Genomic DNA, 23,073 nt, shown 5'->3' with positions numbered 1-23,073 from the left:
AATTTGGATGGCTAAAAAACAGAAAAACGGAAAATTAAGACTATACCCCCATAGTCTGATATACACCTCTAAAAACAGGGACATGATTCTCTGTTAACTATTTTTCTTTATACATTTTGAAAATGTAAAAAGGATGATAATGGTAATGAGAATTTTCAAAGTTTTAGCTACGGTGCTATTTTTTTATTATTTAAATTAGTTTGGAAGTTATAGAAGTAAATAAAGTAATTAGATTTTAGCTAATTACTTCACTTATCCTGTTTTCTCTTTAAGAATGCTGCACTTGCACCTGCTGCTAGTAGACCTATCGCGGTGAATCCGGGCATACCCTGACTTTCACCATCTTCCTGATCAGGTTCTCCTGAGGGCTGCTCTTTGGTGTCTTCTGTAGTTTCTGATGTACCGTCTGTATCTTGGCCGGTCTCTTTGAGATAGATACTGTAATGCGAGAAACCGGGTGTTTTGGCTTTGTAGATGTATTTGTCTTCGGTTTCATCGAACATTGACACTTCCACTTCGTCCCAATCATCGCCGTGGAATCTCTTGACGCCTACATCGGTTGGTCCTGCATTGTTCTCTTTTACCCAGTCCTTGTCGACTTCAAACGTTATGGATGCACTGTCTATGTTTTCGTTATCTAGATTATCATGCTTGATTTCGAAGTACCTGTAGATTTTCTCCGTATCGGAGTCACCGCTATCCGTCACGGTTTCTGGTTTGGTTTCTCCGTGGTCTGTGATCTCGATATTGACGTCCTGGGCTTCACCATTACTCTTGAAGGATATGCTTTTTATACTCTGCTGTTCCTTCTGGTCTTTGTCTTCACTTTCCAACTCGATGGAAACTTCATCGCCTTTATTGATCTGTTTTATATTGGTATTTGCTTTACCGTTTTTGAGCTCGGCTTTTATCTGTTTCGTTTCCTGGTCGCTTTTTCCGGTGCCGGGTGCACTGATACCACCTGAACTGCCGCCGTCGTCATCTGAACTGTCGCTCAGGTAGTTTCCTTCGTGGTTGACCTGTTCTACTTTTCCGGTGGAGTATGTTATATCTTCTCCTATATCTTTACCGTCAACATACAGGCTTAATGTTTTACCGTCTTGTAATCCGTTAGGTTTGAGTTTGTAGTAACCTTCAGAATCTGTTTTTGTAGAGACGTAGGTTTTATCATTTGTTAATTTGGTTCCGTCATCTGTTTCGATCTTTACTTTGATGCCGTTTACTCCATTACCATCGTCCTTTATGTACCCGTGTACGAGATGTGGCGGTGTGGGATTTGTATCAGCTGATGCTGCACCGACCATGGACACAAAAAGGAAAATGGTAATGAGAATGGTTAATGTTTGTTTCATCCTCATTACTTTTTACCTCCATGCTTTATTTTTTAGTTTTTATATTCAGATTATCAACCTTGGATTGAGAAACCCGAGTTGTAATTTCCTACACCATCACTCAATTCGGTGAATGATACCCACCTTACTTCGCTTGGGGAATTTAATTCACCATGTGGTGAAATGAAAGTTGAACCGCTCGGGATTTCATAGCCACTGTAGCCGTCATATTCTTCGTAGTAGCCAATCAAGTTCCAGCCTTCATATACATTTGCAGTGGCTGGTGCTACATTTCCACCTTCATATGTTGTTTCTACGCTCGGTGAGATTGTGAAGTCTTCGCTGGTTTTAACTACGTATCCAAGACCGCCTTCTACATTATTGAATTCTTCAATACCATTGGATTTGTTGTAGGCTTTCCATTCACCGTTTTCATATTTCCACATAGTGTATTCACTAGAAGTATCCATTACGTCTTCTACTGGTGTGGTTTTATCGGAAGCTATTGGGAATGATACGTAGTTCAACTGATCTGCACTCATACCTCTTCTGAACGTGTTAATTTCGACATTTTCATTGAGTTCAATGTTGTTACCTGCTTCATCAGATATACCGTTGAATTCAACGATTTCGTAATCATTACTGTTGATTTGCACATTGGATTTATTGAACTCGATTACTTTGGATGTTGTTGTTGTTGTTCCAGTTGGACCTATGATGTTGTCGTTTGCAGGTATTTCTTTTTGAGTTTCACCGTTGCTTATGTTCATTGATATATCTCCAGGTGAGGAGGTAACAATTTCTTCGTCAAAAGTGACTTCAACAACGGTCATGCTAATGGATGACTTGCTGCTCTCGATGGTAGCGTGTTCAACACTTGGTTCTGTTGAGTCAACTTCAAATGACCACTCTTTAATATTTTCGTTTTTAGAATCGGTGTTGTCTTGTGCTCTGACTGTTACATTAACAATTTCATCATCAAATTCTAATCCATCATTACCATATTTACTAGGGTCTATTTCTAGAGTACCGCTTTCGGTGAAATTTATATGGTCTCCAGCATAGGTTTTGTTACGGTCTAGATATTTAGTTGGATTATCGTTGTTACCCAAGTCTACATAGATTGAACCTTTATCAACTTCAGATGTTACATCTGATATATCAACAGTTATCATCTGTTGGTTATCATTTACTAACGTTCCTTGTGTAGGATATTTGTTGCTGAAAGTTGGTCCTGTAGAATCTACTGTTACTGTATTAGATTGGCTATCTGCACCATCGTTACCTGCAGAATCTTTAGCTGTATTCAATGTTACTGTATAGTCACCGTCTGTACTGCTTTCATAAGTTGCTGTATATACATAAGGTGCACTTGAATCTTCGGTTGAGAAGTTGTTGTTGTCCATTTCAGCGTTTTCTGCACCGGTAATGGTGACATTTATGTCGTTTGTTTCTCCACCAAGTTCTTCAGATACATTTAATGTTATACTGATGTTCTGTGCTTCAGTATTTGCAGCTTTAAACTCTTTTATAGTAGGTGCTACACCGTCCATATTGTTTGTAGTTGCTGAGCCTGATGTATTACTGTTTCCTGCTGAATCATTAATTCCATCATTTTGTAGGCTAACAGTAATTGTGTCAGCGTCTACTTTGCTTTCAAGGTTTATTGTTATGTTACCACTTTCATCACCATCGTTTAGATTGTTGGTGTCGATTGTGGATATAGAACCAGTACTTAATGAGAAGTCATTTTTGCTAATTTTACTTATATTGAGACCAGTACCAGAATCTGAAACTGTTACATTGATGGTGGTTTTGTCTACACTTTTTGCATTGTCCAATGTTGGTGCTACACCATCCATTCCGCTTACAGATACAGCTGTTGAGACGGTAGAATCATCAAGGACATTATTGGCACTATCTTCAATAGACCCGCTTTCGTTAATGTTGATGTCTATTGTATCTGTGTCTACTTCGCTGGTTAATGTTATTTTGATTGTGGTATTGCTTCCAGATTCAGTTTTTGTTATGCTGTCGATGGTGCCAGCGTTGAGTATGAAATCCTCTTTAGAAATTGTTGCTTCTGTTGTGTTGAAATTGTCGGTTATCAGTACACTGATGTTTTGTGAGTCGATTTTGGATGCACTATGTAAGCTTGGTGGAGTGGAATCTGAATATGATGAAACAACTGTTGAATTTGGACCCTCGTTACCCGCATAATCTACTGCACTTACTTTGTAGTAGTAATATTTACCTTCTGTAAGGCCCGAGTCGGTTTCTTGGGTATCACTAGAATCAGTAATTTCAGTGTATGATCCGGTTTCTGTTTCAGCTCTATATACATTGTACTCTTTTAATCCGCTACCACCATCAGATACTCCATTCCAATTTAAATTGATGTCTCCTTGGGATGGTGAGGCTGTTATACCTGTTGGTTGAGGAGGTGCGATTGTATCGACGAAACCAAAGTCACTCGATTCAGCTTCATTGTTTTGGGTTACGGTGTATTTAAGTCCAGTAGAGTGTCCAGCACCTGATGTATTCATTCCGCTGATTTTTACATGATTCAGTTGGGATACGTTTGTGTTGCTTGAAGGTGCGATTGTAATATTCCCAGTTCCAGTGTCATAGGTCAAATCGCCGTCATTTGAAGTGTTTTGTGATGTAACACTAATTGATGAAAGATCAACACTATTATCTGCAAGAGGCGTTATGTTAATCTCTGCAGTTTCATTATTAGCAAAGTCTAATTCAGTAATATTTTGACTTACAGAACCTTGTCCAATTTCGATGTCTTCTGGGTGTCCTGCATCGTTTACTGTCCCCGCTGCCATTCCTGTGACAGCAATCATTATCATTAGAAATGTTGCAATTTTTGCTATGTTTTTAATTCCTTTCATATTTTATTTTCAACCTCTGTTGAACCGTTTTATCTTAATATAGACTTGGTGTTACACGAAACATTTGAACTTAATTAGGTAAGCAGTGTGTACACCATCAAGTGCGTAACTTATTGTGTTTACATGGCTATTTTCATAACCACGATATACAACTTAATATAGTTCTGAAACATTGTTACACAAATATTTTTTAATGATTTACTTTTTATATAAAAATTTGGGGATGAAAGTATAATCTTATTGAGTTCCCGGAAAAAGTTTATAATCAAATATACAAATCAAATACAGGGTGTTATTTTCCGGCGATAGTTTTTGAACCAAAAACCTTGATTTTGAACATAAAGTTTCTAATTTAGGGTATTTTTTGCAAAATTTCGGCGATAACCTTTTTAGGTTAACAGCAGTATATATAATATCAAACTTTATAGTATAACGTTTGAACTTAATAGTGTTACCAACAAATTTTGATGTTAGTGATTATGGTTAAGAAACTTTATATAGTTACTGTATAATATCACTTATATGTATAAAGTTTATAGTATAAAGGTTAAATTTTACTTGTTAATAAGTAAAACAAATGAAAAGTAAATATAGAAAAAGGGCTCTGTAGAAATCCTCAATTTTCTGATAATAATTGAATTCATTATTAATTAAGAACATATTACCTAATATTAGTAAAACCTGTAGAATTAAGCTCGATGATTCTGATTTAGATAGATTTTTTACAGAGCCCAAATATTTTGATTCCTTCACACCAGAAATTGCAACCAAAATTATCTTTTTTGGTATTTAGAAAAATATCTAGTGTAAAGTCACAGTAAAAAAGATGTAATCTTTATTACATATAACATACAATATATGTATATGCAAAGAAATTCATTATCACACTTACCAAAGAAGAAAGGAAAGAATTAGAGTCCATTGTTTCAAAGGGGAAACATAAATCTCAGAAGTACCAGAATGCATTGATTTTACTAAACTGTGATGAAGGGGAGTATCAGAAACAAAAGCATACGAACGAAGTCGTTTCAAGTGTGCTTAATATCGGTATGAGGAAAATTGACCGTGTGAAAAAGAGGTTTGTTGAAGACGGGCTCGATATGGCTTTAAATGGTAAGGAATATGAGCGAACCTATGAAAAGAAAATTGATGGTGACATGGAAGCACATATCATTGCTCTGAGTTGTTCCGACCCATCACAAGGTCATAGTCAATGTTCATTGCGATTATTAGCTGACAAAGTGGTAGAATTAGAATACATAGATAGTATTTCATATGAATCGATAAAGAGAGTTTTAAAAAAACGAACTTAAACCCTGGAAAAAAGTAGGTTGGGTTATACCTCCGGAACAAAACAGTTCGTTTGTCGCACAGATGGAAATGGTATTAGATGTTTATAAGCGTAGTTATTCTGAGTTGTTCCCCGTGGTTTGTATGGATGAATCGCCTAAACAACTGATCTCTGAAACACGGAATAAGATACAGGCCTCAGCTGGTAAGCCTGAAAAATATGATTATGAATACCGACGAAAGTGTAGTTGCAATATATTCATGGCTTGCGAACCACTAACTGGAGAAAGGATCGTGCAAATAACAAAACGAAAAACCAAGAAAGATTGGGTTCAATTTATTGAAAAAATCGCAACAAAATATAATTCTGCTAAACGGATCACATTGATCATGGATAATTACAATACTCATACACCTGGCTCTTTTTATGAGGCTTTCCATCCCGAGAAAGCAAAACAACTCCTTGATAGATTCGAATTGGTTTTTACCCCTAAGCACGGAAGCTGGTTAAATATGGCTGAAATCGAGTTGAACGTGTTGAACAAACAATGTTTAAATCGAAGAATTGGCGATATACAGGTTTCATTAACGAAATCAGAGCATGGGAATCATATAGAAATGAGAAATACTGCAGAATCAATTGGCAATTTACTACATCTGATGCAAGAGTTAAATTGAAACGTCTTTATCCGTCAATTGAAGTGTGATGTGACACTAGTAGAAACCTGTTTTAATAAAAAATATATAATGTGAACATATTCCATAAATTATGAGTGTATGTAAAAATTGTGGGAAAAAACCTAATCACTTCGGATTTTGTCAGCAGTGTGGAACAAGAAGTTATGTAGTTTCAGATGAGAAATATCAATCATTTATAAAGAATCGTCCTTCTCATCCCTCAAAAGTTGTAACCCATGAAATAGTAAATTCTTCTGTTCCCTCAGAAGTTGGAAAACGTAAAAAAACAACTTCCGGTGGCAAAAATAAAAAACATAACCATATTTGCGGTATTTGTTCAAGTGAATTTGATGGTAAAAACAAATTGATAAACCACATGGAAAAAAAACATGGTCTTGAATTTACTTGCGAATATTGCTCACGTAAATTTATAAGTGAACATGCATTAAATCAACATAAAAATGATGTTCATCACACATCCAAAGAATCCTTGATTAGCACATTTGATAGTAAGAACAAATTGATTCACATGGAAAAAAAACATAGTCTTGAATTTACTTGCGAATATTGCTCACGTAAATTTATAAGTGAACATGTATTAAATCAACATAAAAATGATGTTCATCATGCATTCAAAGAATCCTTAATTACATCCAAAGAATCCTTGATTAGCAACATTGATGAAAATCAGATGGCTCTGTAGAAATCCTATTCTTTTAAATCTCTCTAATTTTGAAATAATTTAAGAAGAATTGCTACTTTTTGGTTTTAGTCCAAAATTCAAACAAAAGAGCAGTTATGAAGAGAAACAACCCATACCTTAAATTTATCGATGAGACATTAAAAGTTATCAGAGGAACCAGAGAAAGTTGTTCTACAATCTTGTATCGTAGTAAGGGCTTAAGCATGAACTAAATTATTAAGAATCAACCTTTAAAAAATAATATGAATGGTATTGGACCTCGCATTTTGAATATATTACCAGGTTTTTTATGTTTTGAATATATGTCAATCCCCTGTCTGTGAGATATATCTATTGCTTGTGATACATCACCTGGACTTGGTTCCTGGTTCATATCATACAAAATCCAATGTTCAGTTTCGTCTATAATGTTATATTTATCAGGTATTCCATGCTCATCATACATGTTTTCTTCACAATTTTAGTTTTATATTGTTCTTGTTCAATATCGGACTATAAAACTGTGTTGTAATTCTACTACTTGGATTAAACTATTCGTTTTTTTTACCAGATGTTTATGGGCATCAAAACGTATATATAGATATAAAGCGTTATAGTGTCATATAGGTCAATATAAAGTATCTGGAACATAGAACGTAATATACAGAAACGAAAATAGGTACAATTGTTTAGAAACAGCAAACCTGAAGATGAAATAGGTAAAACAGTTTAAAAGCAGCAAACCTAAACTATAGAAAATAAACGAAAAGAACAGGAGTGATACGAATTGACCACTACTATATGTGTAAATCCCCAGACCAAGGAAATGTTAAACGAGCTACGTCAATACCCTAAAGAACCTTACAATTCAGTGATTGAAAGATTGGCTAGAATGGCTATTGATGACAATGAGTTGAGTGATGAAGCAATTCAGGGTATTGAAGAAGCATTAGAAGATATAAAGGCTGGGAGGTTGCACAGCAATGATGAGATAAAACGCGAGTTTGGAATAACATGAGCTATGAAGTTACATATACAACCAAAGCAAGGAAGAATCTAAAAAAACTCCCAGAAGAGATAGCAAGAAACATAATTTACTCAATTGATGAGTTAAGACATAATCCTTATTATAGTGTTAAAAAAATAAGTGGTACTGGAAAACATTCTATCTACTCTCATCGAGTGGGTCAGTACCGAGTTATTTTAACTATCGAAAATAATGAGATGGTTATCATGGTCCTAGAATTGGGAGATAGAAAACATATTTACAGAAAATACCAATCATAATACTCTTTTTATACTTACTTTTTCATTTTCTACGTTACAAAATTAGATTCAAAGAACGTTACTGGTGAACAGTAATAATAAGGTTTTATAACCAAAAAAACCTTTTATAAATTCATTTTGGTATAATTTATTTTCCTATTATAATTAAAAAAAATAAAAACAGTAATAAAAACCAGTAAATTGAGGTATAAAAATAAATGAAACAAAATCATCTGACAAATTGTCACTTGAAAGAGGAGCTATAAAATATGCGATAAAAAGTATAATCTATAACTATTCTGCAATGTATGTATTTGGTGGCTTTTTTGTAACTTTATATACATTAGGTTCAAATATTGTAGATGGCAATTTTATAGAGATAATTATTGGCAATTATGTACCATCTTTGAAAAGTATTATTTTAAATCCAGTCGTAGGATCTCCAATAGTAGTTGCTAATTGGTACCGTTCAATTAAAAAACGACAATAAATACTGATTTTATTTTATAGCTATTCGTTTTTACCCTTTTTAAGTGGTTACCCGTAGGGTCATCAGTGACTTCAAATATCGTATAAAAACTGAATAACGGTCTTGTTTGTGATTTATGTTAAAAATCAATTATTTGTTCTAAAGTGTTAAGAATAAGGATTCAATAAAAACATAGCTATTAAATACCTGATAGTGTTTTTAATCATAACTAAAGGACGATTGAATTAAAATAGTCGATTTGCAATATGCATAACACAAAAAGTTATAATGTCTGTAAGCTGTTCCTATATATAATAAGTATAGAACACAATAAAATAACTCCGTAGAAAATCTCAATTATCAAAGGTTAAATTACTAGGATTTCTACAGAGCCAAAAGAATGGTATAGGAACAACCTTTTAAAAGTTGCAATATTAAAAACTTTAAAATTATCTGATGAGGCTGGATGTAGATATCTATCTCTAGATACAAAAAATGAATCTATAGATTTCTACATGAAAAAAGGATTAACAAAAGTAAAAAATAAAAAATACGATGACAAGGTTATTTTTTATTATCTTTTAACAAGATTAAAAGGTTATTTTACAAATTAATTATATTATTTGGATTGAGCTACTATTCACATTCAGATCTATGGTCATTGAAGTTTCATAGAAGCAATGAATTGTTGAGTATTTTTATCGATTATTTTTATATCAACTTCTCTTGGCATGCTTGCTAAATAATCACTGTATACAACGTTTTTTACTTTCTTTTGGTTAATCATCATGAAATCATTAGACTTTGAATTGTAGTAAATATAATATATGTCGCCTTTTTTTAAATTGGTATCTTCACCTAAATAATAATTAATCTTTTCCCCGTTAATTTTTACAGTGGTTTCTTCTTTGGTAAATGTTATTGATTCACCCCATTGGTGTTTTAGTTTTATAACCTTATTACCTTTTATAGTATCAAAACTTGCTCCAATACTTAATTGAGGTGCTTTTTCTGTAGAAACTTGATTCGATTCGTCATTTTTGGTATTTTCATTTGGTGTAGAGGAACAACCTACACCTAATAAAACAAGAGCAATAATTAATGTCGTTATTATTTTTAATTTCATATAATCACTATAATCAAAATCCAATTGAAATTCTTTTTTAGTTGGTATTCTCTCTACTTTTGTATATGGTTTTGTAGTAGTTTTATATTTTACAGAAATATTTAGAAACATTAATCTGCTTTTCTTTGGTTCTTGAGCTTAATCCCTATTTTTTCATTATCTATTGAAGTATCAGCTTCTAATGTATTAGTAACTCTTGAATTTGCTCTAATATATTCTGAACTCCTTGCTAAAACTTCATTTTTCCCATTTACGATTACTACATCTACTACACCATCAGCATCCCCTGAATTATAGAGAGTATAAGTAACATCTGTAACTACACCTTTACTCAAACTGGCATCATTATCATGGTTCCAAGAAGAGAGTTTAATGTTCGGTTCTGATATTTCTTGTACTACTTGTTCTGTACATCCTGCAGTCAACAATGATATTAACGCAATTGCCATTACAACTAAAAACTTATAATTCATTTTTAATCACAAGAATAATTATGACTATATGGTTTATATAAATATTTTTAGTCGGTTTTTTAAATGCTCTTATATGATGTATCTATTATTTCCAAAATTTCAGTTTATCAATTAACCTTAATTTGTTTTCGTTATTTCCTAATTTCTGTTGGTATTGTGTTAGTTTCCAATCAAGGCTATCTTTTTCTTTTAACTGTTCTTTGAGTGTATCTCGTTCAGCTCTGAGATCGTAAACCCATTGGTACATGATACTGTTAATATCTAGTATCATTTTGTTATCATCAGTTTGATTGTTGGCGTTATTATTGTTATCATCTGCTGACTTATAATTATTTTCATCCTCTTTTTTACTACCATAGAAGTAAAGATTTAAAGTCTCTGTTACAACTACTGGGTTAGGTTTTTTGGATTCTACTACAAGGTCCTTGAGTTCTTTGTCAATCCGGATGTTCAACTGCTCTTTCTTTGTCATCAAAGAAAAATAAAAAATAGATAGTATAAAAATTGTTACCATTTTATTATCAGACGTTAACAGATATAAAATCTAATCTTTCAAACTACTGTTAATACTTGTTATCAATTGTTATTAAACGTTATCAAATTGATTTAATGCCAAGACTTAGTTCCTGCATCTGTCTATCGGCAGAATTTTTGAGAGCATTAAAGAAATTGTCAAAACAAGGACTTCTATAAATGTTGTAGAGAAAAAGTTGGGGTGTCAACACCCCGGCAGGGATAAGCATAACAGAACATCTAAAAAGGTTGCAATTTGGTTATGTTTTTACATTTTTAATAACTTCTGATCTTTCATAAATCTACACTCAACTATTCAAATTAAAGTTTAACATTTTTAAATTAATGTTTGACTGATTTTAGATCATCTATTATTTTTCATTAATAAATTAAAAACTTAGAGCCAAAATTTTGGTAGTAAGAATGTTACATAATAAAATTACTTATTTTTGTTTCAATTTATCTTTAAATTATGATTGACTATTCTAACAATAATCAATGCGATTTTGTTAAAATAATTTTGTATCCGAAAATCAAAAACAAATTAAAATCTAATTCGGAGAATATTTGAGATGAAGTTGAAAGTCAACCCTTTTGTTTTTTTTGTCTCATCTTTTGTTATTTACTTGTTTGTTTTAATGGGATGTTTGTATACACAAGAAATGTACCAGTTTTTCAATTTTCTATGGGATTCGATTATCATATATTTTGGTTGGTTCTATATTCTTTCAGTGGCATTTTTTCTGATTTTTATGATATGGCTCTACATTGGTCCATATGGAAACACAAAACTTGGCAGATATGATGATGTTCCAGTCTTTAGCGACACCAGTTGGTTTGCCATGCTGTTCAGTTCTGGTATAGGAATTGGTATGTTTTTTTATAGTGTAGCTGAACCGATTATGCATTTCTCCAATCCTCTAGGTAGCACAAAACCAGAAACTATCGAAGCAGCTAGACAGGCTATAAACCTCACATTTTTCCACTGGGGACTTCATGCATGGGCTATCTACGTTATAGTGGGACTTTCACTTGCTTACTTTGGATACCGACATAACCTCCCGCTGTCTATACGCTCAACCCTATATCCAATGATTGGCGACAGAATATACGGGTTCATAGGTAACATTGTAGAAGTCATGGCAATATTTGGCGCTGTTTTCGGTGTGGCTACATCACTTGGTATTGGAGTATTGCAGATTAACTCAGGGCTAAATCACCTTGAGATTTTATCAGTTTCTACATTCTATCAGATTTTGTTTATAATTGGAATCACACTGCTAGTTACCCTGTCAATTGTGTCAGGTACTAAAATAGCACGGATTATTAGCGAATTAAATATAGCTTTTTGGTTTATAATAATGGTGTTTATAATACTTGTAGGGCCAACTATGTTTTTGCTAAATTCATTTGTCCAATCTATAGGTGACTACTTACAAAATCTGGTTAGTTTAACATTTAACATCAATGCTTATCAGAGAGCTTAGGGAGCTATATGGCAGAAATCATGGACAATGTTTTTTTGGGGGTGGTGGATTTCATGGTCACCATTTATGGGTTTGTTTGTTGCAAGTATATCACGTGGCCGTACTATTCGAGAATTCATACGTGGAGTGATGATAACTCCAACAATTATAACTTTTATCTGGATAATAGCTTTTGGGAACACAGCATTATACATAGTACTGTTTGGTTCAGACGGACTTGTAAACCTATTTTCAGAAAGTTTACCAGTCTTATTTTTCGCTCTGCTGGAAGAATTACCATTAACTTATTTCACCTCAATACTGGCAACAATATCTATAACAACTTTCTTTGTAACATCTGCAGATTCGGGGTCAATTGTTGTCTGCAGACTTGCAAGCGGTGGTAACCCTGAACCATCTGTCTATCAGAGAGTATTCTGGTCAATTTCAATAGGTGCAGTAGCAGTGATACTTTTATTAGTTGGTGGTCTGTTCGCTATTCAAACTGTCTTAATGACTACGGGGCTTCCTTTCTGTATAATTATGCTGTTCATTTGCCGAAGCCTTGTCAAAGGTCTACGGACTTCGGAGAAAAGTATATCCAAAAAAAGTAAAGACTATCCTAAAGAAGATAATTGGAAAGAATCAAAACCTTATGATTGGTATAAATATATCAAAGAGCAATATTTGAAATAAAAACTAGAAATTAATCATTTGGAGCTTATAATTAGAAATATCAAATGTAAAATTTACACAAAACTATCTATTTTCAAAATAAAGTTTAACGTAACTACAACAAATGTTAAATTTACAGCTGAGATGGTACCATGGAAAGTTCGAAAATAATTCCTGGTATAATCCTTGTAGTTGCTTTTTGCATTTGCTCTACTTTCTACTCTGGTTGAGGATGGAATGATTGAATACAAAGAACCATCTCAAGCTATTCATCCACAGTTATTTTTTAATTTTTAATTTGTATTTTTCAAAATTTTATACAATGAAAAGTTATAATAAATATATTAACAGAGTTTTATTAGTTTAGCATATAATCCAACTCATAAAAATAAGAGATGACTTTAAATGAAATACGATTCTGAAACTTCTAATAAAAAACAAGCATTTAAAATATCGATATTGATGATATCAATTGTTACTATCCTTATGGCATTTTCAGGCATGTCAACAGCTCTTCCTGACTATGGAACTGATACATATGATGGTTACACACCAGACAAACAACAAGTGTTGCTTATAAACAATAGCGATAACGTAATAGCTGGGCTCTGGGAAGGAAACAATTCAGGTGTTTATTACTACAATAACAGTAGTACCAGCTGGGTGAATGAATCCGGTGTTAACAATAAAACAATAGCAATCCAGAGAGCAGTGGACAATTCTACAGCTGAAAACGGTACTATTATTGTAGGAGACGGGCTCTATAACGGGTCACTAAAAATTGACAATCCAAACGTCACAGAACTTACATATAACAACAGTAAACCGGTGATAGATGGATTAAATACTGGTTCCACAATAAGTATAAGTGTAGACAATGTTAATGTTAGCGGTTTCAATATCACTAACTCCAGTAATACTTTAGTCAATGTTAGTAATGCTAATTACATCAATCTAACAAATAATAATATAACAGATAATTCAAAGGGGGTAATTCTACAAAAATCAAATAATTCTAATGTGAAAGATAATTACTTCATAAATAATGGTGGTGATGGCTTTGATTATGCCATCTGTCTGGAATCTTCTAATAAAACAAATGTATCAAGCAACATCTTTAAGGAAAACTATATTTGTATTTGTTCATTTAATTCAAATTATAACAATTTAGTTAATAATACCTTTTTAAACAATTTAGCTACTATATATAATCGAAACAGTGAATCTAATAATATAACTAATAACTATATTGCGAACAATAGTTTAGGTATTGGTCTGCTTGGAACCTCCAGTAAAAACAATGTAACAGGTAATAAAATTATCAATACTACATATGATGATACTGTAGATACTTCTGGAGTAGGTATATTAATTAGTGGAAACAGTGAAAACAATAAGGTTAACGGCAATAAAATAAACAACAGTTCTGTTACAGGTATCTCTTTAGATCAAAATAGTAATGGTAACGCTCCCAGTAATAATCTAATCTACAACAATTACCTGAACAATACAAATAATGCCTACGTAAATGACAGCTGTACAGGTAATAACTGGAACATTTCAAAGAAAAGCGGCACCAATATAATGGGCGGCCCATATCTGGGAGGTAATTACTGGGCAAACCGCTCAGGTGATGGTTTCAGTCAAACAAACATCGATGAGAACGGCGATGGTATCTGTGATTCTTCTTACACGATAAATTCGAATACGGATAGTGTGGATAACCTACCTTTGAATGCATCATATACTGTCAGTAATAACTATGCAGGAGGAGATGGAACTGAGGATAAACCTTACCAGATTGATAACTGGTACCACCTCAACAACACCCGCGAGAACCTCGATGCCAACTTCACGCTCGTCAACGACCTGAATGAAACAACCGATGGTTATGAAGAAGTAGTTGAGAACTCTGCGGATGGATTCGAGCCGATTGGTAATGATAGCAATGATAATCCTTTCACAGGTACTTTTGATGGAAATGGATACAACATATCAAATCTTGTAATAAACAGGTTAGGTGAAAATAATGTTGGTTTATTTGGATATACAGATGGAAATTCAATTAGCAATGTAAGTCTTAAAGATGTCAATATTACGGGTGATTCTGCAGTCGGTGCTCTTGTTGGTTATAATAATGATGGTTTTGTTTATCAAAGTTACTCCACAGGTAATGTGACTGGATCTGAAAAAGTAGGTGGGCTTGTAGGATACATCAACGAAAGTAATGTGACTAAATCTTATTCTATTGCTAACGTGACTGGATTTTCTGAAACATCTGGTTTTGTTGGATATAGTTCAGGTAACATATCGAATTCATATTCTATTGGTACTGTGGAATCCACGATAAATCGAGTATCAGTATGGAGTTCTTCTGGACCTGATTCTCATTCAGTTTCTCATACAGGTGTATTTGATAATGGTATAGATTTCAATTGGGATTCTAATAACTATGAGAGTAGTTGGGAATACCGTACTACATCTCAGGAAACAACGGAACTTGAATTTAAATGGGATGCTAGTGGACATCACTCATATAACGATGCATCTGCAAAAGCATATATCGTTGTTGATACTCCAGAGGGCGAATCACGGATAAATATAATGAATCTCGATACCTATGGTTCGTGGAGTGATTCAGGTATTGAAACAATAACTGTCTACAAAGGAAAGGACTTTGGAATAGACATTGAAGGTTCTCACTTCGATAGTATGCAAGAAATGAATGGTAGATTCAGTGCAATGTTCATGAACAAAGGTTTGATTGGATACAATGATGAGGGAACTGTTGATAATTCATATTGGGACACCGAAACATCGGGACAATCATCATCCGATGGTGGAGTGGCTCTCACAACCGCCAAAATGAAAGGTGAAGCCGCTAAAAACAACATGAATGGTTTCGACTTTGGTAGCACGTGGGATGTTCTTGATTCCAGTAACATATCCTACCCTTACTTAGTAGATAATAATCAAGAACCAGAACCCGGGCTCCAAATATTGTATGCTGATGGTGACGGTACTGAGGGCAATGAATACGAGATAGCGACTTGGTACCACCTCAACAACACCCGTGAAAACCTCGATGCCAACTTCACTCTCGTCAACGACCTGAATGAAACAACAGATGGTTATGATTCAGTGGCAAACGAAACTGCAAACGGCGGTGCTGGATTCGAGCCGATAGGAATTGGTGATGATAACAACCAATTCACAGGTACTTTTGACGGTCAAAACCACAAGATAACAGAACTTCATATAGATAGACCAAGTGCCAATAAGGTCGGGCTTTTTGCAGAAATTGGTGGCAATTCAAAAGTCAGTAATGTGGGACTTGAGAATATCAATGTGACTGGTGATTATGCTTATGCTTATGTCGGTGGGCTCGTAGGTCATAGTTATGGTACTGTAAACCAGAGTTACTCTACCGGTAATGTAACTGGTTCTGGTTATAGTGTTGGAGGGCTCGTTGGTTGGAATGATGGTGGTACTGTAAACCAGAGTTACTCTACCAGTAATGTGACTGGTTCTGGTTCTAGTAGTGTTGGTGGGCTCGTTGGTTGGAATTATGGTTCTATCGACCAGAGTTACTCTACTGGTAATGTGACTGGTTCTAGTGATTATGTCGGTGGGCTCGTAGGTTTAAATAATAGTGGTTCTACTGATAATAGTTATTGGGACACCGAAACATCGGGACAAGATAACTCTGCTGGCAGTAGTATAGGACTTACAACCGCCGAAATGACCGGCAATAATGCCGAGACTAATTTAGATGGGTTCGACTTCACGAATACATGGAATGTTATTGATAACAGCAAGATGTCGTATCCTTATTTATTGGATAACACTCAAGAACCTGCACCAGGACTTCAACCATCGTACGCTGATGGTAACGGAACTGAATCCAACCCCTATAAAATAGCTAACTGGTACCACCTCAACAACACCCGCGAGAACCTCGATGCCAACTTTACACTAATCTCCGACCTCGACAAAAACACCAAGGGTTACGACGAAGTGGCGAGTGCCTCGGCCAACGGCGACAACGGATTCAAGCCGATTGGTAATTCGACAACAAGATTCACAGGCACTTTTGACGGTCAAAACCACACAATAGCAGGACTTCAAATTGATAGACCAAGTGCCAGTAATGTCGGGCTTTTTGGATTTACCAATAGTTCAGAAATCAATAATGTGGGACTTGAAGACACCAATGTGACTGGTGCTAAGCTTGTCGGTGGGCTCGTTGGTTGGAATGATCAAGGTACTGTAAATCATAGTTACTCTACCGGTGATGTGAATGGTTCTAAAGATGTCGGTGGGCTCGTTGGTTATAATTATCAAGGTACTGTAAACCATAGTTACTCTACTGGTGATGTGAATGGTTCTGATAATGTCGGTGGGCTCGTTGGTGAATATAATGTTGGTACTGTAGACCATGTTGGTACTGTATACCAGAGTTACTCTACCGGTAATGTGTCTGGTTCTGAAGATGTCGGTGGGCTTGCTGGAATAAATAAGGGCGCCACAATCCTCCAGTCGAGCGCCAGCGGAACAGTAACTGTCCACGACGGAGCGTCATCTCCTGAGAATTTCGGCGGCCTCATCGGATTTAACATTGGACACATTGAACTGTCAAACGCTACAGGTGATGTGAATGCCGAAGGTGCGACCTACGTCGGCGGCCTCGTCGGCTACAATTTGGCATCTGAACCAAAAACAGTTAGTGAATCATATGCAACTGGTGATATTAGTGGTTATGAATATGTGGGTGGATTAGTTGGCCAGAACGAAAATGACTTTGTAACCGACTCATATGCCACTGGTGATGTTAGTGGTGAAAGGAACCTGGGGGGACTCGTTGGTCGCAACAAACGTGGTACTATTGACAACTCAAGTGCGATGGGAAAGGTTGAGACGGTTGATACTGTTTCTAATAAGGTAGAAACTCAAGGTCAGTTACCATCTGGATTTGGAGGTCTAGTTGGTTTCAATCTAGGAGGAACTGTAAAAACTTCGAACGCGACCGGGGATATAACCGCCCCTGAAAGAAATAATGTAGGAGGACTTATTGGATATAATAGTAAAGGACTTACTACAGTAAAACAGTCATATGCAACCGGTAGTGTAGAAGGTAATGAAAACGTCGGAGGACTTATCGGCTGGAACGAATATGACCTTGTGACAAACACATACGCTCTTGGAGATGTTGATGGAGATAAAAACGTTGGTGGACTCGTTGGGCTGAACTCCCCTGGCACCGTGAACCTATCATACTCGACTGGAGAAGTTACAACCGAGGGCAGCACTATAGGCGGCCTCATCGGAACGAACGAAAACGATGCGACCGTCGAAGATGCCTACTGGGATACCGATACAACAGGTCAAACTTCATCAGATGGTGGAACAGCTCTCACAACTTCTGAGATGGTAGGTAACGCTGCAATGGATAACATGGCTTTGGATTTCGAAAACACATGGAGTGTCGACTCTGGTTCTAAGGAATCATATCCATATTTACAGAACAATACCCATATAATAGTACCAGAAACACCTCCAAAAGATGAATCTGATGACCAAGAAACCGATAGTTCAGGAAGAGTAAGTGTAGGACAGAATATGCCGAATGAAAATGTCCTATCTTCAGATTCCAAACAAAAGGTTGTTTCAGTAGGTAAAACCACTGAATACGACTTCGATGAACAAAGCGACTCTGTAAAAGGTATTAGTTTTGAGTCAAAGGAAAACATGGGACGTGTAGTTGCCAAAGTAGAAACACTTGAAACATTGCCTGACGATGTCAAATCACCGACTGAAACTGATGAGAGCGATACACCAGATGGAGCTGAACAATCTAAAACCCGAACTTACAGCAAAATGAGCATCACTGTAGGAAGTGAAGGTACTGTTTCGGATGATAATTCAGACAACCTGCTTATCGAGTTCGAGGTTACCAAGGAGTGGGTCGAGGAGAACAACATCGATGTGGATTCTATCCGGTTGGCAAGATATCACAGCGGTGAATGGCACGACCTCCCGACTAACAAAAAAGCAGAAGATGATGAACTGCTGCATTTCACCGCTACAACTCCAGGATTCTCGGTATTCACTGTAGTAGGAGATGAAATAGAGACAGTTGAAGAAGAGAAAACTGAGCCAGAACCTGAAACAGAACCGAAACCCGATACAGAGCAAAATGAATCTGAGGAATCAGAATCTACTCCTGGATTCAGTTCATTATTGGCTCTCGGTGTACTTGGTGCAGTTTACATGGTTTTGAGAAGACAAAATTAAGTGCAGTTTGTTTCTGCACTATCTTTTTATTTTTGGATTTGTGGTTTTACTTATATTAAAATCAGTACGGGTAAAGAAAATGGATAAAGAATATTTATTATATGTTGTATATGTGATTATTTTATCCTTAATAGCATTTGGTATCAACAACCTTTTACAGTGGTTTAATTGACATATTTTGTTTTAATTTATATTGGGTACTGTTCATTTTCAAATATTAATATTATCTACTGTACATATGTGGCAGAGGCCACTGACTTTTATAATTAATAAAAATCTTACATATAAAAATTAATAAATAATCATGGAAATTTTATAGAAGGATTTTATATATTTCTATTTATGTGATATTATGGGAAGTGTGGAATTTCGAAAAAATACAACAAAAATATATTTAGTTAAACCAGATAAAGGGGAGACATTGAAAATATGTATAAAAGGTGAACAGAACAATACAGATGGGGGTATCTTGGCTACAGACTCTTTTGGTAATAAATTGAAAGTTAAACCAGAAGGTAGTAATGTGATCAGTATATATCAAATCACCGAAATCTATATGGGTATGTGTTGGCCAATATATAGAACATGAATCCGGCTGTAATGAGCTGGGTACGCAAATTATACAGGACAAATTACCTGATGAAATAGTATATGAATATAATACATTCAGAAGGAAAACAGAGAAATCAACCTCTCTTGCGGCGCTAGTTAAAGAAAAAGTTAGTGAAAATGTAAATGAAATGATTAAACTATAAATAATCTTTAACTGAACAGTACAGTATGAACTACTCAAAAAGGACTCTTTAAATAGTAAACTTACAAATGTCTTTTAATCTTTGATTGAAAAAGTAAGACTCTGTTATGAATAAACACCTCTTGAAACTACTTGGTCTTTAGACAAGTGATAGTTCAATGATGTATTAAAAAATAACAGCACTCATCGCCATTACCCATTGTTTTCATGGTTTTAACGTTAGGATTTTTGTATACATTTGAAACAGTCCGTGCAATAATACCATTTGTCAGATTGCATAGAATAGGATTCATTTTTGCCTGCTCTATCCCCCATGGACATCCTGTGCCCTTGATGGCAAATTGCACATCATTCTGATTAGATGTGTCTACTGAAAAATCCCCACCAAGTTGGTTTATCACTTCACAACTCATATATCCTACATTACTGGTGTTAATGTTATTATATTCAAATTGAGTCATATTTAAACATTCACCATGAAACATACACTTTTCAATCATATCAAGCATCTGTTTGAGAATTACTCTCCTCTTTTCTTTGGGACTTTCCTTTAATAAAGTAGGGAGTATTCCTGTTAATATACTTCTTATCTGGTTTTGTTTTTCTAACTGATCATGTTCTTGTTTAAGATTTGTTTCCAGTTGTATCCTCCAGGTGATATCTCTTTCAATGGCGAATATATATTTGTGACCATCCAGTTCCACTTGTCCTGCATTTACTTCCATCCAGATAACATTACCATTTTTATCCAGATGGTTCAATTCATCTTTTATCCATTCACCCTCAAAGACACGCTTCAATCGGAGAGGAAACTCATCGGCAACACTTTGTGTACCCAGATCTGTTATATGCATGTTAAGAATTTCATCTAAGGAATAGCCGTGGATATCTGCTGCTTTTTGATTTGCATCAACAATATTTCCTGTACCATCACCTTCTCCTTCTAAGATAAAAATAGCATCATCTGCTTTTTCAAAAAGTAATCTATACCTTTTTTCATTAAGTTCCGCTCTTTTTCTTTCGGTGATATCACGTGCAATACTAAGAATCGCTGGTTGTTCTTTGTATTGGATTATATTGGAACTGATTTCTACAGGTATCCTTTCGCCACTTTTTGTAATATGCACACTTTCGAAGGTTAGCTGTTTTTCTTCGCTAATCTGTTTTATGATGTTATTAACTTTTTCTGCATATTCTGGAGCATCTATACTATGGGGTCCCATTGAAAGTAATTCATCTTTTGGATACCCTAATCTTTGGATAGCTGTATTATTAATGTCCAGGAAATTGCCAGCAAGGTCATGTACAAATGCTGCATCATTCATATTGTTAAATAAATAAAAAAATTCCTTAAGATGAGAGCTAGCATATTCTTTGTTATCTGTCATTATACCCTACTAAAATATATAGATATAAGTTTGATAAATATACCGTTACAGTAGTTACATTTTAGAGTAGAACAAAAAACTTAATCAGGTGTATAAATCAATTATAGTTTGATACGTAGCTCTTTATACTCAAACAGCATATATCTTCTTATGAAACAACGAAGAAAAGACCAGATAGATATTGAGCATCATGTGACACTTGACCAGCTCAACACTCTAATAAAAACCGAGACTAATGCCAGGATGTTGAGACGGCTATATTTCTGCAAATTCAGGTATCTTGGAGACTCTGTCAGCGAAGCTGCTGACAAAGTTGGTATCACTAAAATGACCGGGTATTACTGGCAGGATAGATGGAATAAAGGTGGTTATGAGGCACTAGTTCCTATGGTAAGCAAGGGCAGAGAACACAAACTCACACAACAACAGTTTGATGAACTCAAGGATATACTTAAAGAGAGGAGCCTGTGGACTACTAATGAAGTCAGGCAGCTCGTTATACAAAAGTACGGGGTTGAATATTCTCTCAAACAGATAAGAATCATAATGATACAGTTTGGCATGAAACATTCCAAACCATATACTTACGACTACAGAAAACCTGAAAATGCTGATGAGATTTTAAAAAAACCTCGAAGACATACTTACTCTCTTAAACACTGAGACCGATGAACCCTATGTAATAGGGTTCATGGATGAATCGTCTCCACAGACCAGAGCCAATACACAGAGACTCTGGTCGTTTGATAAACCCGTGATTTACAAGAACACGGATTACATAAAAGCAAATGCTTTTGCATTTTATTCCATAAACGGTAACAACCTGATCGAATTCAAAGATTCATCAAAATCTGATGATGTCTGTGAATTCCTCGAGGAAATATCAAGAATCAATCATGGTAGACCTATCGTGTTGATTATGGATAATGCCAGAGCACATCATGCACTGAAAACGACCATGAAAGCGAAACAACTGGGTATTATACTGGTGTTCCTGCCTCCGTATTCGCCTGATTTAAACCCCGTTGAGTTCATATGGAAATCTATTAAAAGAGAAATATCTGTAAGGTTTGTTCAATCAAAACAGCATATGAGGTCAATCATAAAAACAGTGTTCATGAAGATCGGAAATTCACTGTCATTTGCTAAAGCTTGGATGAAAAAATTCGATGTACAAATCAGAAGTATAATTCATTGAGTTAAAGACTATAGTATGTAACTAAAAAGGCAAAGGAACAAAAAACCTCATTAAGAGGAGATAAATGCGTGCATATCCTTTGCCTAATAAATACTTAAAAACACTTTTTATATCAATTTTTCTAATAGCAATATACGCACCAAGTTTGTTGGGGTTTTTTGTAGTTATGTCCATCTATATTATGAGGCACAGGTTTTCTATTGTAGATACCTAATTTATATTGGAAGGGAATTGAAACTATGTACAAAAAAAGGACATCATTCAGCCTATCTCTTTGATTTAGTTGAGCAAAAATTATCTAAATTTGGAAACGATGAACATTTTGGTTCTGTTTACTATAAAACATAAAAAATTAATATAAGATATGTATAGTATCAATATGATAGCAAAGGAAAATGCACGCATATCCCCTCTCTGAGACTCTTTTATTCCTTTGCTACTTTTCTTTTCCTTGATAAAACTACTATGAACATCATATTCAATTAATTTTTTGGTTTTAAAAATAAAAATTTTCTATGATTTAGAAGGAAGAATACCTTCATTTTCATAAAGATGTCCATCCTGTTGTAA

Annotated in this window: 13 protein-coding genes and 2 pseudogenes; 8 read left to right on the top strand and 7 right to left on the bottom strand. The window is 34.9% G+C overall.

The annotated features are described in order from the left end of the window. Positions 1 to 248: 248 nt before the first annotated feature. On the bottom strand, positions 249 to 1,358 hold the full coding sequence (locus tag METEV_RS11815) for a PGF-pre-PGF domain-containing protein (protein WP_013195738.1): 1,110 nt from the start codon (positions 1,356 to 1,358) through the stop codon (positions 249 to 251). Positions 1,359 to 1,405: 47 nt separating this feature from the next. After that, entirely contained in the window at positions 1,406 to 4,231 is a 2,826-nt protein-coding gene (locus METEV_RS11810) for a phage tail protein (protein ID WP_013195737.1), read from the bottom strand. A gap of 854 nt (positions 4,232 to 5,085) precedes the next feature. Here METEV_RS11810 and METEV_RS12490 point away from each other — a divergent pair. Then, positions 5,086 to 6,228: pseudogene (locus METEV_RS12490) on the top strand (IS630 family transposase). 62 nt (positions 6,229 to 6,290) lie between these two features. Next, positions 6,291 to 6,902, top strand: coding sequence for a C2H2-type zinc finger protein (locus tag METEV_RS11795; protein ID WP_013195734.1), 612 nt, complete (start codon positions 6,291 to 6,293; stop codon positions 6,900 to 6,902). A gap of 223 nt (positions 6,903 to 7,125) precedes the next feature. On the opposite strand, the gene METEV_RS11790 is transcribed toward METEV_RS11795, so the two are convergent. Beyond that, the gene (locus METEV_RS11790) at positions 7,126 to 7,347 is read right to left on the bottom strand and encodes a hypothetical protein (protein WP_013195733.1); all 222 of its coding nucleotides are present in this window, start codon (positions 7,345 to 7,347) and stop codon (positions 7,126 to 7,128) included. A 321-nt stretch (positions 7,348 to 7,668) separates the two neighbouring features. Between METEV_RS11790 and METEV_RS11785 the strand changes: the two genes are divergently transcribed. The 3 genes from METEV_RS11785 (at position 7,669) to METEV_RS11775 (ending at position 8,637) form a co-directional block, all read left to right on the top strand. Further along, positions 7,669 to 7,899, top strand: a complete 231-nt coding sequence (locus tag METEV_RS11785; protein ID WP_013195732.1) for a hypothetical protein — start codon at positions 7,669 to 7,671, stop codon at positions 7,897 to 7,899. Then, on the top strand, positions 7,896 to 8,168 hold the full coding sequence (locus METEV_RS11780; protein WP_013195731.1) for a type II toxin-antitoxin system RelE family toxin: 273 nt from the start codon (positions 7,896 to 7,898) through the stop codon (positions 8,166 to 8,168). The genes METEV_RS11785 and METEV_RS11780 overlap by 4 nt, the downstream gene beginning before the upstream one ends. Before the next feature lie 220 nt (positions 8,169 to 8,388). Further along, complete coding sequence (locus METEV_RS11775; RefSeq protein ID WP_013195730.1) at positions 8,389 to 8,637, top strand: hypothetical protein; 249 nt, start codon at positions 8,389 to 8,391, stop codon at positions 8,635 to 8,637. Positions 8,638 to 9,274: 637 nt separating this feature from the next. Here METEV_RS11775 and METEV_RS11770 read toward each other — a convergent pair. The 3 genes from METEV_RS11770 to METEV_RS11760 form a co-directional block, all read right to left on the bottom strand. After that, complete coding sequence (locus METEV_RS11770) at positions 9,275 to 9,853, bottom strand: hypothetical protein (protein WP_013195729.1); 579 nt, start codon at positions 9,851 to 9,853, stop codon at positions 9,275 to 9,277. Next, positions 9,853 to 10,191, bottom strand: coding sequence for a hypothetical protein (locus tag METEV_RS11765; RefSeq protein ID WP_157197416.1), 339 nt, complete (start codon positions 10,189 to 10,191; stop codon positions 9,853 to 9,855). Before METEV_RS11765 ends, METEV_RS11770 begins: the two co-directional genes overlap by 1 nt. Before the next feature lie 109 nt (positions 10,192 to 10,300). Further along, positions 10,301 to 10,687: a hypothetical protein gene (locus METEV_RS11760; RefSeq protein ID WP_013195727.1), complete on the bottom strand. Its 387-nt coding sequence runs from the start codon at positions 10,685 to 10,687 to the stop codon at positions 10,301 to 10,303. Between the two features lie 613 nt (positions 10,688 to 11,300). Between METEV_RS11760 and METEV_RS11755 the strand changes: the two are divergent. Next, positions 11,301 to 12,890 (top strand): annotated as a pseudogene (locus tag METEV_RS11755) (BCCT family transporter). A 384-nt stretch (positions 12,891 to 13,274) separates the two neighbouring features. Continuing rightward, positions 13,275 to 19,163, top strand: a complete 5,889-nt coding sequence (locus METEV_RS11750) for a GLUG motif-containing protein (protein WP_013195726.1) — start codon at positions 13,275 to 13,277, stop codon at positions 19,161 to 19,163. 909 nt (positions 19,164 to 20,072) lie between these two features. Here METEV_RS11750 and METEV_RS11740 read toward each other — a convergent pair. Beyond that, positions 20,073 to 21,305, bottom strand: a complete 1,233-nt coding sequence (locus METEV_RS11740; protein ID WP_013195724.1) for a PAS domain S-box protein — start codon at positions 21,303 to 21,305, stop codon at positions 20,073 to 20,075. A gap of 150 nt (positions 21,306 to 21,455) precedes the next feature. On the opposite strand from METEV_RS11740, the gene METEV_RS12160 reads away from it, so the two are divergent. Further along, positions 21,456 to 22,503 (top strand): IS630 family transposase gene (locus METEV_RS12160; protein WP_157197272.1). Its coding sequence is split into 2 segments (ribosomal slippage): positions 21,456 to 21,935 and positions 21,937 to 22,503, totalling 1,047 coding nucleotides; the frame shifts between segments, so codons are not numbered across the junction. Positions 22,504 to 23,073 lie beyond the last annotated feature (570 nt).

The sequence above is a fragment of the Methanohalobium evestigatum Z-7303 genome, from assembly GCF_000196655.1.
Lineage (GTDB): Archaea > Halobacteriota > Methanosarcinia > Methanosarcinales > Methanosarcinaceae > Methanohalobium > Methanohalobium evestigatum.
Note: the sequence above shows the minus strand (reverse complement) of the source record. Positions and strands in the feature narration are given on the sequence as shown.

Excerpts from the sequence above, each read along its gene's own strand:
- METEV_RS11740 (WP_013195724.1), bottom strand. The coding sequence starts at position 21,305 with ATGACAGATAACAAAGAATATGCTAGCTCTCATCTTAAGGAATTTTTT.
- METEV_RS11815 (WP_013195738.1), bottom strand. The coding sequence starts at position 1,358 with ATGAGGATGAAACAAACATTAACCATTCTCATTACCATTTTCCTTTTT.
- METEV_RS11790 (WP_013195733.1), bottom strand. The coding sequence starts at position 7,347 with ATGTATGATGAGCATGGAATACCTGATAAATATAACATTATAGACGAA.
- METEV_RS11750 (WP_013195726.1), top strand. The coding sequence starts at position 13,275 with ATGAAATACGATTCTGAAACTTCTAATAAAAAACAAGCATTTAAAATA.
- METEV_RS11795 (WP_013195734.1), top strand. The coding sequence starts at position 6,291 with ATGAGTGTATGTAAAAATTGTGGGAAAAAACCTAATCACTTCGGATTT.
- METEV_RS11810 (WP_013195737.1), bottom strand. The coding sequence starts at position 4,231 with ATGAAAGGAATTAAAAACATAGCAAAAATTGCAACATTTCTAATGATA.
- METEV_RS11760 (WP_013195727.1), bottom strand. The coding sequence starts at position 10,687 with ATGACAAAGAAAGAGCAGTTGAACATCCGGATTGACAAAGAACTCAAG.
- METEV_RS11770 (WP_013195729.1), bottom strand. The coding sequence starts at position 9,853 with ATGTTTCTAAATATTTCTGTAAAATATAAAACTACTACAAAACCATAT.
- METEV_RS11780 (WP_013195731.1), top strand. The coding sequence starts at position 7,896 with ATGAGCTATGAAGTTACATATACAACCAAAGCAAGGAAGAATCTAAAA.
- METEV_RS11765 (WP_157197416.1), bottom strand. The coding sequence starts at position 10,191 with ATGGCAATTGCGTTAATATCATTGTTGACTGCAGGATGTACAGAACAA.